10 protein-coding genes and 1 riboswitch are annotated in these 13,652 nt (G+C 42.1%); of the genes, 4 read left to right on the top strand and 6 right to left on the bottom strand.

What is annotated here, in order from left to right:
* Positions 1 to 325 precede the first annotated feature (325 nt).
* Positions 326 to 2,452 carry an acetate--CoA ligase alpha subunit gene (acs, locus tag BROSI_RS06285; protein ID WP_052562903.1) on the bottom strand — a complete coding sequence of 709 codons (2,127 nt, stop codon included), beginning with the start codon at positions 2,450 to 2,452 and terminating at the stop codon, positions 326 to 328.
* Between the two features lie 3 nt (positions 2,453 to 2,455).
* The gene (locus tag BROSI_RS06280) at positions 2,456 to 4,789 is read right to left on the bottom strand and encodes an AsmA-like C-terminal region-containing protein (RefSeq protein WP_052562902.1); all 2,334 of its coding nucleotides are present in this window, start codon (positions 4,787 to 4,789) and stop codon (positions 2,456 to 2,458) included.
* A 247-nt stretch (positions 4,790 to 5,036) separates the two neighbouring features.
* Positions 5,037 to 5,130: riboswitch (cyclic di-GMP riboswitch) on the top strand.
* Positions 5,131 to 5,527: 397 nt separating this feature from the next.
* On the opposite strand from BROSI_RS06280, the gene BROSI_RS06275 reads away from it, so the two are divergent.
* Positions 5,528 to 7,006 carry a UDPGP type 1 family protein gene (locus BROSI_RS06275; protein ID WP_052562901.1) on the top strand — a complete coding sequence of 493 codons (1,479 nt, stop codon included), beginning with the start codon at positions 5,528 to 5,530 and terminating at the stop codon, positions 7,004 to 7,006.
* 31 nt (positions 7,007 to 7,037) lie between these two features.
* Positions 7,038 to 7,220 (top strand): hypothetical protein, encoded by a 183-nt coding sequence (locus BROSI_RS06270; RefSeq protein WP_052562900.1) that lies wholly within the window; start codon positions 7,038 to 7,040, stop codon positions 7,218 to 7,220.
* Between the two features lie 57 nt (positions 7,221 to 7,277).
* Here the strand turns inward: BROSI_RS06270 and BROSI_RS06265 are convergent, their stop codons facing one another.
* From BROSI_RS06265 to BROSI_RS06250, 4 genes are all read right to left on the bottom strand, one after another.
* Positions 7,278 to 9,278: a tetratricopeptide repeat protein gene (locus BROSI_RS06265; protein ID WP_052562899.1), complete on the bottom strand. Its 2,001-nt coding sequence runs from the start codon at positions 9,276 to 9,278 to the stop codon at positions 7,278 to 7,280.
* Positions 9,279 to 9,292: 14 nt separating this feature from the next.
* Positions 9,293 to 9,610, bottom strand: a complete 318-nt coding sequence (locus BROSI_RS06260) for a PIN domain-containing protein (RefSeq protein WP_200891704.1) — start codon at positions 9,608 to 9,610, stop codon at positions 9,293 to 9,295.
* A 66-nt stretch (positions 9,611 to 9,676) separates the two neighbouring features.
* Positions 9,677 to 9,886 carry a hypothetical protein gene (locus BROSI_RS06255; protein WP_052565679.1) on the bottom strand — a complete coding sequence of 70 codons (210 nt, stop codon included), beginning with the start codon at positions 9,884 to 9,886 and terminating at the stop codon, positions 9,677 to 9,679.
* A gap of 84 nt (positions 9,887 to 9,970) precedes the next feature.
* Positions 9,971 to 11,272, bottom strand: a complete 1,302-nt coding sequence (locus BROSI_RS06250) for an APC family permease (RefSeq protein WP_052562898.1) — start codon at positions 11,270 to 11,272, stop codon at positions 9,971 to 9,973.
* A 155-nt stretch (positions 11,273 to 11,427) separates the two neighbouring features.
* On the opposite strand from BROSI_RS06250, the gene BROSI_RS06245 reads away from it, so the two are divergent.
* Together BROSI_RS06245 and BROSI_RS06240 are read left to right on the top strand one after the other, a co-directional pair.
* Positions 11,428 to 12,369: a tetratricopeptide repeat protein gene (locus BROSI_RS06245; protein ID WP_052562897.1), complete on the top strand. Its 942-nt coding sequence runs from the start codon at positions 11,428 to 11,430 to the stop codon at positions 12,367 to 12,369.
* A gap of 8 nt (positions 12,370 to 12,377) precedes the next feature.
* Positions 12,378 to 13,625: an anhydro-N-acetylmuramic acid kinase gene (locus tag BROSI_RS06240; RefSeq protein ID WP_052562896.1), complete on the top strand. Its 1,248-nt coding sequence runs from the start codon at positions 12,378 to 12,380 to the stop codon at positions 13,623 to 13,625.
* The last annotated feature ends 27 nt before the right edge of the window (positions 13,626 to 13,652 follow it).

Here is a 13,652-nt window from a genome sequence, read left to right as displayed (position 1 = left end):
GACAGAGCTCACGACGAAGCCAAGGGAGGGAAAGTTCCCTTGACCCTTGTGGGAGAGGGTTAGGGTGAGAGGTATTTTCGTGCCAAATACATAACTAAAAACATATTATAAACTGTCAGGAGGAAACTCCTGACAGCACAGCAAAAAGGTAAGGGCGGGGTTACCCAGCCCCTGTGTTACAGTTTGCATTTTCACTTTCCATTTAGACTTGCAATAATTACACTGTGTTGTATATCTACGTTTCAAAATGGATGATTCATAGGTAACGTATGCAAGTTCAACACGGACAAACGGAGTTTGTCCGTGCCACCCCCCTGTATAAAATTTACATTTTGTGAGCATTTTGAGTATAATTTGCTGTCTGCGATATCGTCATGCGCGCATCTATGGCCATGGCGCCTCCTCCCTCAGGGAAAACAATCAAGGGATTTATATCCATTTCCAGAATATCGGGAAAATCTGTCACCAACTGAGAAAGCCTTAAAATAGCATCAACAAGGGCATTTATATCCACAGGTTTTTCACCACGCACACCTTTTAGCAGCGGAAGAGACCGAATCTCATGAATCATCTCTTCTGCTTCATTTGGCCCAATGGGCGCTATCCGGAACGTGACGTCTTTTAGCACTTCTATATAAATACCACCGAGGCCAAACATCAACAAGGGACCAAACTGTGGATCGCGGGACATCCCGAGGATTACCTCTTTGCCGCCTGTAATCATCTGTTGCACCAGGACGCCTTTTATTTCGGCTGATGGCATAAGCCTTTGCGCCTTTTGGGTAACATCAGAAAAAAACCTCCGGATCTCTGCCGCATCTTTTATTCCGATTTTCACTCCGCCAAAATCAGATTTATGAAGGATGTCCGGTGAAGAAATCTTTGCGACAACCGGGTATCCAATCTCTTCCGCGGCCTGCACTGCCTCTGCTTCTGTGGAAGCAAGGATGCTTTGGGGAATCCTGAAGCCATAGGCCGCAATAACCTGCTTTGCCTCATCTTCGCACAAATATTGACGTCCCATTTGCCTTATTTTCTCAACGATTGATGTTGCCTTCTCTTTTTGAATAATGAATTTTTTTATTTTTGACGCAGGTTTTTTTTGCCATAAGGTGTGTTTGTACATAGCTTCGACGGCTGATATTGCACGCTCAGGGAATGGATAATTGGGCACTTTTCTCTGTCGCATAACCTCTAAGCCCGTTCCAATCCGTTTGCCGCCCATAAAGGAGGTTGCGATGGGCTTGTCGGTACGGTTTGCAATCTCGCCTATTACTTCTGCCGTTTTTTCTATTTCCGTCATGGTTTGAGGCGTCAAAATGACAAGAATTGTGTCTACATTGGGGTCTTCTATTACTTTTTCGATAACAAATTTATACCGGTCTGCCTTTGCATCTCCCAGCACATCGACGGGGTTATATATATTTGCCATAGCCGGTAAGGCGGCGCGGAGGAGGTCTATGGTATTCTTTGAAAATGACGCCATTTCCAGTTTCGACCGTTCCACCGCATCTGCTGCAATAATTCCTGGTCCGCCGGCATTTGTGATCAATGCTATGCGTGGTCCTTTGGGTAGCGGCTGATGGCTGAATATTCTGGCATAGTCAAAGAGTTCTTCAGCTGTTTTTGCACGCAAAATTCCTGACTGTTTAAATGCCGTATCAAAAGCATTTTCTGCGCCAGCCAATGTTCCCGTATGCGATGAGGCTGCCTTTGCGCCTGCCATTGTACCCCCGGATTTTATTACAATCACGGGTTTTTTTTTCGTGATTTTTTTTGCGGCATTCATAAATGCCGTTCCGTTTTTTACCCCTTCTAAGTACCCAAGAATAACTTTCGTATGGATATCCTCATCGATAACTTGTATAAGGTCTACCTCATCAATGTCGGTTTTATTTCCCATGCTGATAAATTTGGAAAATCCGATACATTCGTTCACTGCCCAGTCCAAGACTGAAGTGCAAAGCGCCCCTGACTGGGAAATGAACGCGATATTACCCTGTGCTGGCATATCGGCGGCAAAAGAGGCATTGAGGAATGATTGCGTATCGATCAAACCGAGGCAGTTTGGTCCGAGCATACGTACCGAATGTTGTTTGATTTTCTGATGTAATTCCCGCTCCCTCGATGCCCCGTCAATACCACTTTCTTTAAAGCCGGCGCTGATAACAATGATCGAATCAATCCCTTTGGCGCTGCATTCGTCCACCACTTTCAGCACATGTGGAGCGGGCACAACAATTACCGCGAGATCAATCGTGTCGTTGATTTCCTTAAGGCTTGTGTAGGTCTTGATGCCCAGGATATTCTCTGCATGGGGATTTACCGGGTAGACCTTCCCCTTGTACCCATACGTGACCAGATTTTTGAGTAAATCGTATCCTACCTTCCCCTCTTCGCGGGAGGCGCCAATGACAGCAACTGTTCCTGGTGAAAAGAAATGTTCCAGCATATATCAAAGAGAGTCGTTCTCTATTTTCCTGCCTTCGGTGGCTTTTGTAATTTCATGATTTTCCTTCGGTAGTACCTCGAACATGTTCTTGATTGACTGGGTGAGGGGCTTAAAAGGGACTGAATGGCTTTCTGGATTTGAGTATGTGCCTTTGATTTCTACCATCGTTAGCTGTTTTCGCACGCCACCCACCACTAAGTCAAAAAACTTCCCCACAATAGGAAGCTGAGAAAATAAGCCCTTGTTGAATCCGGCAACAACATCTATGTGAATATTACCGTCAAAATTGATATTTCCACGACCATTGAGTTCTATTGTATCGCTAAAGACCCTTCCGTCCTCAATATGAATTATGCCATCTTTGACCATAAACTTTGCTTTTGCACTGTGAAAACTTTCCTTTTTAGATAAACTGAGGTTTAGAAAGTCAAAAACGCTCAGGATGATAGGTACCTCAGTGAGATACCCTTCATTTACATTGATTTGTCCCTCAGCGTGAAAATTTTTGGGATCTGTGCCATTTCCCTGAAATTTTATGTTGCCGTAAAGCAACCCGGACAACGAATTTTCTGTTTTTGTGACCTTTTGAGACAGTTCTTCCAGCGCAACCCTTGAAAAATTTAATTCTCCCTTGTATTGATGCGGGTTAGTGTCTGTTTGGATAGATAGCGTCCCTTCTACATGTCCTCCACAGCATTTGGCGTCGATGTGCTTGCTGAAAAATCCCCTCTTATTGATCTCCAGTCTTCCTGACACCCCCCAAAGAGGGATGTTATATGCGCCGGCCAAAATCTCGCAATCCTTGAGGTTGATCTCCATGGTATAATCATCGGCCTTCTTTTCGCCGAAACCTTGAAAATTGGCGCTAATATCTGCCGTTCCTGCTGGATGCAAATTTGTCCAAAGCTTTTCACCAATTTCCTTGTTGGGGAGGTCCTTCAAAAAGGACTCTGTGATGGATAGGTGCGGGGCATGGAGATTGAATATCTTTCGGCCGCTATTCATGTCGTAAACGCCATTCATTTCAGCAAAAACAGACTGATCCCCGCATTGGATAAAACCACTGGTATTTTTAAACACGATGACGTTATTGGCTAACTTGAACTCTCCATTCACATACGATATAGGCCGGGAAAAATCCTGAGGTTTTATTTCTAATCCCTTGCAATTCACCGTCAGGAAATAATTACGTTCCTGATTTTCCCCTTCGTTATGCTGAAGGGTCAGGCCTACTAAACCAATAGGCTGCACCTTTGACCATACCTGTTTGCCGAATTCAGGTATATTTTCCAGCAGTTCCTGATTTACATATAAATTAGGAATCGTTATTACAAAGGTTTTTTGAGGGCCATAGAGATTAAACTCTCCTTTGAATTCGGCCTGAGAGGTATAGTTTCCACATTTGATATAACCCACAAGCCCCTTAAGATACAGCTTTTCTGGATTCAATTCTACCTCGCCATTCAGATTATAAATCAGGATCGGCCAATCTGTATACATAGCCTCCAGTCCGTTGATGTGGATGCTGATTCCATAGTCCATCTTTTTTTGCTGATCCCGATTATGAAAACTCGCGTTACAGGATACGCTGACCTTTCCCGTGGGTTTATAATCGTTCCAGAGCATCTTGCCAATATAAGGAAATCTACTCAAAAAGTCCTCGTTCATCTCAATATTATTTGCATAGGCCTCAACATCAAGTTTGGGGATGCCGGGATACAGTTTCATGGTAAATGAGTAATTCCCCAAAAATTCATCACTGATATCTCCTTTGATCAAAAGGTCTTGAAAAGAGCCAGCGTATGGGAGAAACGTGATATCAATTCCCGATAGCTTGATTTCCGGGCTATTTGCCTGAGGGTCTTCTTTGATATGGATCTTCAGGTTCCGGATCTCTATGCCTTGCCTTAATGCGTCCGTATAGGCAGGCATTTCCAGCTTATCAAAGTTTGCCTTGATGGCATCAAGGAGTGACCAAATGTCTGTTGGTTTTTCTACGGTCAATTCGGGGGCAATAATAATAGCATTGATAATGACGGGCTTGCCTTTGAAAAGACTTTTGGGACTGTATTTTAATACGATCTTGGGGATTTTAAGAGACTTACCCCGGACATCCTCCGATGTCCCAACAAACGATAGATTATCGATTTCAATCCCTTCTAAAAAATCCATATGCGCGTGATCAATTTTAGCCTCTCCAAAATCTCTCAACATGCTTAACAAACGGCCCTTTATTGCTTCATCAGAGGTTGCCCGTTTGATAAGGATGTAAGCAGTTGCTGTTATTCCGATTACAAAACCGACAATGATCGCGATAATAATTACTGTTTTTTTCATTAAAAATATTTTCTCTTTTTCCGATTATAAGTATTACGCTTAAGGTTACTGTTATTCCAGAGTTATTTCAAGGGTAAATTCCCAAAAGGGTTAAATATGTTAGATGCAAAAATCCTTGTTATTGAAGAGAAATTAGTTATAATTCCATAGATTATGAATTGACCTATGATTAAAAATGTTTAAATTTTTGTTTGACAGATGATTTTATAAATGGTATAAGACAAGCAATTCTAAAATAAAAGAGACATTACGACAAAGGCAAACCCTGAGCGATCAGGGGGCGCAAAGTAAAGGGTCTTTAAACTTACAAGGACGTGTTGTAAGATAGCCTTACTGCCGAAGATGTTTTTAAATAAATATCTTTGCAGTAAGGCTTTTTTGTTTTAAAGGATGTTTGCAAAGGTGTTTTACGTGTAACTGTAAATAATTTAGACCTATAATCATTTCATTCTTATAAAATTCTTAGCATTTTTGTCGATAATTCCTCTAATCACCAAAAAGCTTTTTAATACTTAACCGGTCTGATAAGTTTAAAGATTTTAATCTGTCTTGTGGACTTTTTGAAAAAGTGAGCTATTAATAACATCTCAAGAGGCAAAAGGTGGTATAACATTGTGGTATAACATTAAAGAAAAAATGTAGATCAACATCATACATTGGAATGAAAGAGCATAGATATTCAATAAAAAATCAGATAGTTATCTTTGTTTTATTAACTCACTATCAGGAGAAGTACTCATGAATCTTCCTAATTCTCTTATTGATTCTCCGGTTAATAATAAAACCTTACAGAGAAAAACACCGGAAAAAGAGTATCCAGCCTACAAAAGTTATATTAAGAATGCCTTTGATGCGGGACAAGCCCATATCTTCAGATGGTGGAATGAAATAACCCCTTCAGAAAAGAAGAAGCTGATCAGCCAGACAGCCTCTATTGATTTCTGCCTGATAAAGGATCTTGTCAACGATGCCCTTTTGAAGACCCCACAACCAGTTCGGGGTAATATAACTCCGCCACACATTATACCCATTCCCAAAAACGATTTTGAAAAAGGAACTGCACAAAGGGCGAAACAGATTGGAGAAGGTTCTTTACGGAAAGGCGAGGTTGCCATCCTTACCGTCGCTGGTGGAGATGGAACAAGATTAGGAATCAATGGCCCTAAGGGGACGTTTCCCATTACGCCAATTGTCAGAAAGAGCATCTTTCAACTGCATGCAGAAAAGATACGTGCAATTCAACAAAGGTACAGCATCTGCATTCCGTGGTATATCATGACGAGTGAAAACAATGGCCCTACGACTCAAGGTTTCTTTCAGTCGCACCGGTTCTTTGGGTTAGACCCTCAACAGGTGTGCTTTTTTACCCAGGGTATGCTCCCTGTTGTGGACCTTCAGGGAAATTTACTCATGGATTCTAAATCAAATATTGTAATGAGTCCTAATGGTCATGGGGGAACAATCATTGCTCTCGGAGAAAAAGGCATTCTTGACGACATGGAGAGACGGGGTATTAAGCATATCTTCTATCATCAGGTGGATAACGTATTGATAAAGATTGCCGATCCCATTTTTGTTGGCTATCATCTCATGAACCATGCAGAGATGTCATTGAAAATTGTAAAAAAATGCCACCCCGAAGAAAAGGTGGGAATTGTAGTGAACATCAACGGGCATTTACAGGTGATTGAATACAGTGAACTGAGCCGGGAGGATATGTATGCAAAAAAAGAGGATGGCACATTAACGTTTAATGCCGCGAATATTGCGGTACATATGATGAACATTGAGTTTCTTAAGAAAGTACACCAGAGAGGAGAGACGCCTCCTTATCATGCCGCGATAAAAAGGGTACCATATCTGAATGAAAATGGTATGACCATTATTCCGGAGAAGAACAATGCCATTAAATTCGAGAGTTTCATCTTTGATATACTAAAACACGTACAGAAAAGCGTGATCATGGAAGTTCTTCGGGAAGATGAGTTTTCACCCGTAAAAAATATGGAGGGGGAAAACTCTCCGGCTACATCGCGACAGGATATGGTTAATTTGTTTGGACGATGGCTGCGAGAGGCAGGCATTTCTATTCCCACAGACTCGCAAGGCAATGTTATTGGTTTAATCGAGATTTGCCCTTCCTTTGCCCTGGATGAAGATGAATTAAGAAATAAGGTTGACAGACGTCTGCAGTTTAACGGGAATTTAAACTTATAAAGCATCAAAGAAAATTAAAAACCTTGTCGTTGTGGGCATCGATGGCTCTGCATTAGGCAATATCGCTATCCATACGGCCTTAAACTATCCTTTTTACAATATCCTAGGTGAAGAAGAACGGGGCGCTCCCCGGCGTATCTTTGTCTTTGGCAACACGCCCCGGCTAGATTCTCAGGTCTTTTCGATATCGTTAAACTGGCAACAAGGAATTTGAACAGAGAAAGAAGGAAATAGACGTCCTATTACAAAGACCGCAGAAAACGTATTATATTTAGCGCGATACCTGAAGTTCTTCAATAGTCTTTCTTATCGCATCCGCCTCCTTATTCTTAGGATCCAACCTCAGAAATTCGTGGAAAAAGTACAAAGCCTTTTGAACATCTTTTTTATAATTGAGATAGATTATCCCCAGGTTTTTATATGCATTGGGATAATCGGGTTTTAGTCGTAAGGCCTCCTCAATTTCCTTAATTGCGTTATCAAATAAGCCCTTGTTGGCATAGACTGTACCAAGGCAGCTATGTGCTTCGGCATGATCTGGTTCGTAATGGATGGCCAGCTTGAATTCATCCATGGAAGCGTCCAAAAGTCCCTTCTTGAAATAAGCAAGTCCCAAATTGAAGTGGGCATCGTAGTAATTTGGCTTTAATTGAATGGCCTCTTTGAATTTTGAAATGCCTTCATCAAGATTTCCTTTATCAATGAAGATATTGCCCATATTATTATGGGTAATGGCAGAGTTCGGATTTACTGCTAAAACATGACGGTATTCTTCCAGTGCTTCTTCTCCCCTGCCTTTCTTCTGGTAAGCCATCCCTAAATTGTGATGATATTCAGGATCTGACTCAATAGCTATTGCCGTTTGAAACTCACGAATTGCTGAATCTGTTTTGTCTTCCTGGAGGTAAATCATACCCAGATTATTACGAGCCCTGGAACTATCAGGGGAAGCCTCTATGGTTTTTGACCAGAACGTAAGCTGGTCTCTCCAGATTTCATTTCTCTTAATTGAGGATAGTGAATAAAGGACAGCCGGGGTTAATATCAGACACGTTGTGAATACGGAAAGCGCCCTGTTGGGGTTAGAATTTGAGCGATTGGGAAGGTATGGGGCAGTGAAGTTGAGACTCCCATTTTTCCCTCTTCCCATTTTCCCATCTTTCCGTAGCACAAAAGCGCATGCCTGTCTCCGGATTCCTATTAAAATGCATGATAGTACCGTACAAAATCCTACCGAGGGGAGATAAAGGTATCTCTCTGCCATAATGTTGGCTATAGGGATAATATTCATGGTGGGAACCAGGGTAACAAAAAACCAGAGGAGAAAGAAAAAGAGATGCCTTGCATGATTATACAATCTGTAGGTAATTACCCCGATTGCGCTCAAAAGCGCAATGCTACAAATAAAAGTCGCTGCAAGCGGATTTTTGGTGTGCGGTACAATATAGTCAGCATTAAAACAGACGGGAAAGAATAATAGTTTTATATATGACCCAAGAATCTTTGGCATGGTTAGCAGGTTTACCAGAAAACTATTACCGGGATGCATCAACTGTTTCTCTACAGGATTGTGAAGCCAGACGAATCTTAAAAAGAGATAAAAACCGCTGATAAGCATAAATCCCAGATAAAATTTTACAGCATTTTTCTTTATCCTGTTAGTACCACCAAAGACCCAGTCAAAAAGAATGATAATACAAGGCAGGGTAATTGCCATTTCTTTGGAACACAGTGCCAGAAGGTATGAAAACAGGGAAAGGGGATACAGGTAATTGCGGATTTTAGAGTGCAGATTTCGGAATGTTGATTGAATAAACAACAAAAGGGAAACAAGAAAAAAGACAGCGGCTAAAAGGTCTTCCCGGTAACTAACTGCATTTACAGCCTCTGTTAATATAGGGTGTGCGGCAAATAAGATACCTGTCAGAAACGGAACGACACGGTTCCTGACTATGCGGGAAAGTAGCGTGTAAACAAGTATTGCACTGATGGTATGAAGCAGGATATTGGTCAGGTGAAACCCAAGGGGGTTGAGTCGCCATATCGAGTAATCGATGAAATAAGAAAGGGTAACGACAGGACGATAGGTAACTTCTCCAGAGCTGTTAAAATAATCATGAGTAAATAAGGCCGGAAAATTCCCCCAATCTCTGATGAAATAATTATTGGTTATGGTAAAGACATCATCATAGACGAAGGCGTTGTCCAGTGAATTGAGAAAAGTGATAACCGCCAGTGCACTAACGAGTAGTATGTGTAAAATCCTTATCATGATCAAATGGGTGCTTAAAATTCATATAAATTCAACCCGGTTTCTTTTCCAATGACCTCAAAATGTCTATCCAGAGTTAAAAGTTTTGCATTATTTGAACTTGCAGTTACAGAAATGTAACAGTCCGAAAGTCCAACCACCTTGCCTTTCTGCCGGAGTAAATAAGACAACTCGCCAGCTTTTCTCCACATTTCCGTAGTTTCGGGAAGAAAATCAAATACATACAAAAACTCCTTTAAGACGTCAAGCTCCTTTTGGGACTTTGCACCCTGTAACAACTCAGCAAACACAATCCCCACACAACAAATCCTGGCATTATCTATTAACTCCAAAACACCCCTATAATAGGGGTCTTTTTTTTAAAAAACTCAATCCATGCCGATGTATCAACCAGAATCTTACCTGAGTCTTTCATCTTCGTGCCTGAGTTTGTCTGCGGATTTTGTGAATTCCATCTTGCCAGCCATTGCCTTTATTTTTTCCATCTTTTTCATCCGTATTTCATCTTTAATGGCTTTTACAACGGCCTCGGTTTTGCTTTTTGCCTCAACTTCTGACATCAATTCGTCCAACAATGAATTGGGCAATGTTATGGTTGTTCTAGACATGTATTCTCTCCACAAATTTATTGCATGTATCAGCATAAATATTTTATAAATATTTATGGTATCTTTCAAATGAATTCATCTTACTCATTTTCTCTTAAAATAAAACGGCAACGATACAACAATCGCTACAGCCGTTGCCGCTATTACTTTCGGCTCCACATGGCATATCAGCCAACCACAAATCACCAATGCTAAGATGGGAATACAGTACCCACCAGGTATCTTGTAACTCCTCTCCCACTCTGGTTTGTGTCTCCTCAGTATAATGACAGCCAAACAGGTGGGAATATACTGGAGGATACTTACCATAACACTTGCCGCAATCAGATATTTGAAACTGCCTGTTAAGCTTAATATAAGCGTTAAACCCGTGTTGACGATAATGGCCCAATAAGGGGTATGATATGTCGGATGTATACTGGAAAATATTCGGGGAAGAAATCCATCGACAGAAAGCACATAAAGACTCCGGGGACTGGTCAGGGCAATCCCGGCATTGATACCCCCAATAGAAAGCAAAGCCCCGGTGCCAATAATGACGCCACCCATCGCCCCCATAAAATATCTCGCAGCGTCTGCCAAAGGTTTGTCTGATGAGGCAAGTCCGGGAAACGTCCCTGTGGCTACGATCTGAATGGTAACATACAAACCGGTAACGAGCATCAGTACAAAAAACAGTACACGCGGAATGTCCTTTTGGGGACACCGCATCTCTCCGGCAGGTACTACGACAAACTCGAACCCGGTATAGGCATACAAAGCCATAATGGCTGCTGCACTAAAATTTTCATGAGAAAATACTGCCAGTCCCTCTTTCCTCATGAATTCCCATTCATTCCCCTTTAATAAAGAAAAATTATTTTTGCGGATAAAAAATAATCCCACACCAATGAAGATAAGCAAAGGCAAGAGTTTTCCTATGGTAAAGAAATTAATCGTCCTTGCCCCTGGTTTTACCCCAAAATAGTTAATGGTACTTAACCCTACAATCAGGATGGTAACAATTATTTTGCTTGCCCACGCATTTTCTGTTGGGAGAAAATAACCCAAATAAAGGCCAAAACCGCTCGCAACCGAGGCCCATCCAATGATCGATGAAAGCCATATCATCCAGCCCACGAAAAAACCCACAAATGGACCAAAGGCGTCTTTGGCATAAAGGTATGCACCGCCGGTTTCATTATACATGCCGCCCATTTCTGCAAAGCACAGGGCAATAGCGAAGCAAAGGATACCGCATAATGGAAACACCCATAAAGCATCTCTTCCGGCCAGGCTGGAAAGTTGCCCTGGTAATAAAAAAATACCGGCGCCCACTACGCTATTAATGCCTAAACAAATTACATCGAAAAATCCCAAAGCCCTTGTTAGACCATGATTTTGCATATGAGAGTGCTTTCGTTAACGATTCATAATTTCAGATTGACGAATGGCCATTACACTATATAATAAAATAATTAGCATTCCTCTGAAAGCGGAAATCCGGAAACAATGTCCTTTATCAAGATACCTTATAAAATATATTAAAGAAAAGGATTTTTATGGTGCATTTTAGAAAATATATTCTTTCATTGCTTCCTGTTATAACGTTTCTCTTTTGCTGTAGCCTTGGTTGTGGAAAAAAAGAATCTGACACACAACCCGAAACCCAACATGCTGCCTCTATCAGGTTTGAGGGAGAAGTGCCTGCCGTCCACAAGAAAACCATGGCAGATGAAGAAATTGAAAGGAACAAAAGACTTCTGGAAGCCAATCCAAACGATGCAGTGGTCTATTACAATCTGGGTCTCTTATACGATGAAAAGGGCATGCTTGATGAATCTCTTGCAGCTTACAAAAAGGCATCGGAACTGAACCCTTCGATGGTAGAAGCTCTTGTTGGGCAAGGGAATATCCTCAACAAAAAAGGGAAATCAGACGAAGCGATCTCTTTCTTCAAAAAAGCCCTTGACATTAACTCCCATTATGCAGAGGCACACGAAGGTTTGGGGCTTGTGTATGTCCACAAAAAGCAGGAGGAGGATGCGATCAAATCATTCAGTAAGGCCATTGATCTGAATCCGGGTTTAGTAAATTCACGATACAATCTGGGTATTCTTTATACAAAAAAGGCACAATTCAATGATGCTGTTGCAGAATGGACAAAGGCCATTGAAATTAACCCGCAAAAAATAGAGATATATTACAATTTGGGTATTGCCTATACGAAACTCGGGAAAATGGATGACGCTATTTCTGTGTGGCAAAAGGCATTGACGGTACGTCCGGACATGGCAGACTTTCATTACGCCATTGGCCTGGTATATAAAGAAAAAGGGGACTTCAACAACGCCGAGTCGTCTCTTAAAAAAGCGCTTGAGGTTAATCCTGACATGGTAGATGTGCACAAGGTACTCGAAGAATTGTACCGTTCCAAGGGAATGCTTGGTGACGCTGATCGTGAGGCAGAACTCTATAAAAGCCGGTCCAGTCCTCACCATTAAACCCAAAAATGTTAAATAAACTCCTGCGGTTACGGCAGAAAGACCCCAAAAAAGTCATTGGTCTCATGTCGGGAACGTCTGCCGATGGTATAGACGCCTGCCTTGTGGAAATTACCGGGAATGGAATAGATACAAAGGCAAACATTCTGGACTTTGAGACCTATCCGTATCACGAGACAACTCGCAACGCCATCCTTGAAACCAGCAATCGCGAAACGGGCACAGTTGATAAGGTCTGCCAGCTCAATTTTTACCTTGGGAAACTCTTTGCGGAAGCAGCGAAATCCGTTGCAAACAAGGGACGCGTTCCTGTCACGGATATTGACCTTATTGGTTCGCATGGGCAGACTATCTATCACTTGCCCAATCCTTCTATTCCCTCTGTGGCGAATCCCTTTTCAGGAAAAAAGGGTATATTCGATGATTCTATCAATACTCAGTATAGTTCTTCGACGCTGCAAATTGGTGAACCTTCTGTCATTGCCCAGGAGACAGGTATTACTACCGTTGCCGATTTTCGTCCGAGGGATATAGCGGCTGGCGGGCAAGGCGCGCCTCTTATTCCGTATGTTGATTTCATCCTCTTTAGAGATAAGGAAAGGGGGCGTGTCTTGCAAAATATCGGGGGAATTGCCAATGTTACCTTTCTGCCCCGTGACTGCGGTATTGATGACGTAATCGCCTTCGATACAGGGCCGGGCAACATGGTGATTGATCGCATTACGGAGCTTGTCACAAATAATGCATCTCACTTCGATCAGGGCGGCAGACTCGCTGCAACAGGATCGGTAAATCACAGGCTTTTGACCGCCCTTCTTGCGCACCCGTATCTGATAGAGTCTCCCCCAAAGACTACCGGAAGGGAAGTGTTCGGGAGACCGTTTGCGGACAATCTGTACAAAAATGCTGTACGTTCCGGCATCGAAGGCCGGGACATCCTGGCAACCGTTACCATGTTTACGGCGCGCACCATTGCAGACAGTTACAAGCAGTGGATTTTACCGAAGCATCATATATCTGAAATAATCGTTTCAGGCGGTGGAGTCCATAATGCCACCCTTATAAAATTTCTTATTCAATATTTTCCTCCTTCCATGAAAATATATTCCATCAATACCTTTGGTATCGCACCCAACGTTAAGGAAGCCCTCGCCTTTGCCATCCTGGCCAATGAAACGATTTCCGGAAACCGAAATAATATCCCCTCCGCTACAGGGGCAAAGGAGCCGGTGATTATGGGAAAGATTATACCATGAGTATTTCCTTGATAAATATTTCCTCTC

Source organism: Candidatus Brocadia sinica JPN1, assembly GCF_000949635.1.
Classification (GTDB): domain Bacteria; phylum Planctomycetota; class Brocadiia; order Brocadiales; family Brocadiaceae; genus Brocadia; species Brocadia sinica.
The sequence above is the reverse complement of the archived record's forward strand: the minus strand, read 5'-3'. Positions and strand labels throughout refer to the sequence as shown.

Coding starts and splice junctions, on each gene's coding strand:
- BROSI_RS06255 (WP_052565679.1), bottom strand. CDS start 9,886: ATGTCTAGAACAACCATAACATTGCCCAATTCATTGTTGGACGAATTG.
- BROSI_RS06280 (WP_052562902.1), bottom strand. CDS start 4,789: ATGAAAAAAACAGTAATTATTATCGCGATCATTGTCGGTTTTGTAATC.
- BROSI_RS06250 (WP_052562898.1), bottom strand. CDS start 11,272: ATGCAAAATCATGGTCTAACAAGGGCTTTGGGATTTTTCGATGTAATT.
- BROSI_RS06245 (WP_052562897.1), top strand. CDS start 11,428: ATGGTGCATTTTAGAAAATATATTCTTTCATTGCTTCCTGTTATAACG.
- BROSI_RS06265 (WP_052562899.1), bottom strand. CDS start 9,278: ATGATAAGGATTTTACACATACTACTCGTTAGTGCACTGGCGGTTATC.
- BROSI_RS06240 (WP_052562896.1), top strand. CDS start 12,378: ATGTTAAATAAACTCCTGCGGTTACGGCAGAAAGACCCCAAAAAAGTC.
- BROSI_RS06275 (WP_052562901.1), top strand. CDS start 5,528: ATGAATCTTCCTAATTCTCTTATTGATTCTCCGGTTAATAATAAAACC.
- acs (WP_052562903.1), bottom strand. CDS start 2,452: ATGCTGGAACATTTCTTTTCACCAGGAACAGTTGCTGTCATTGGCGCC.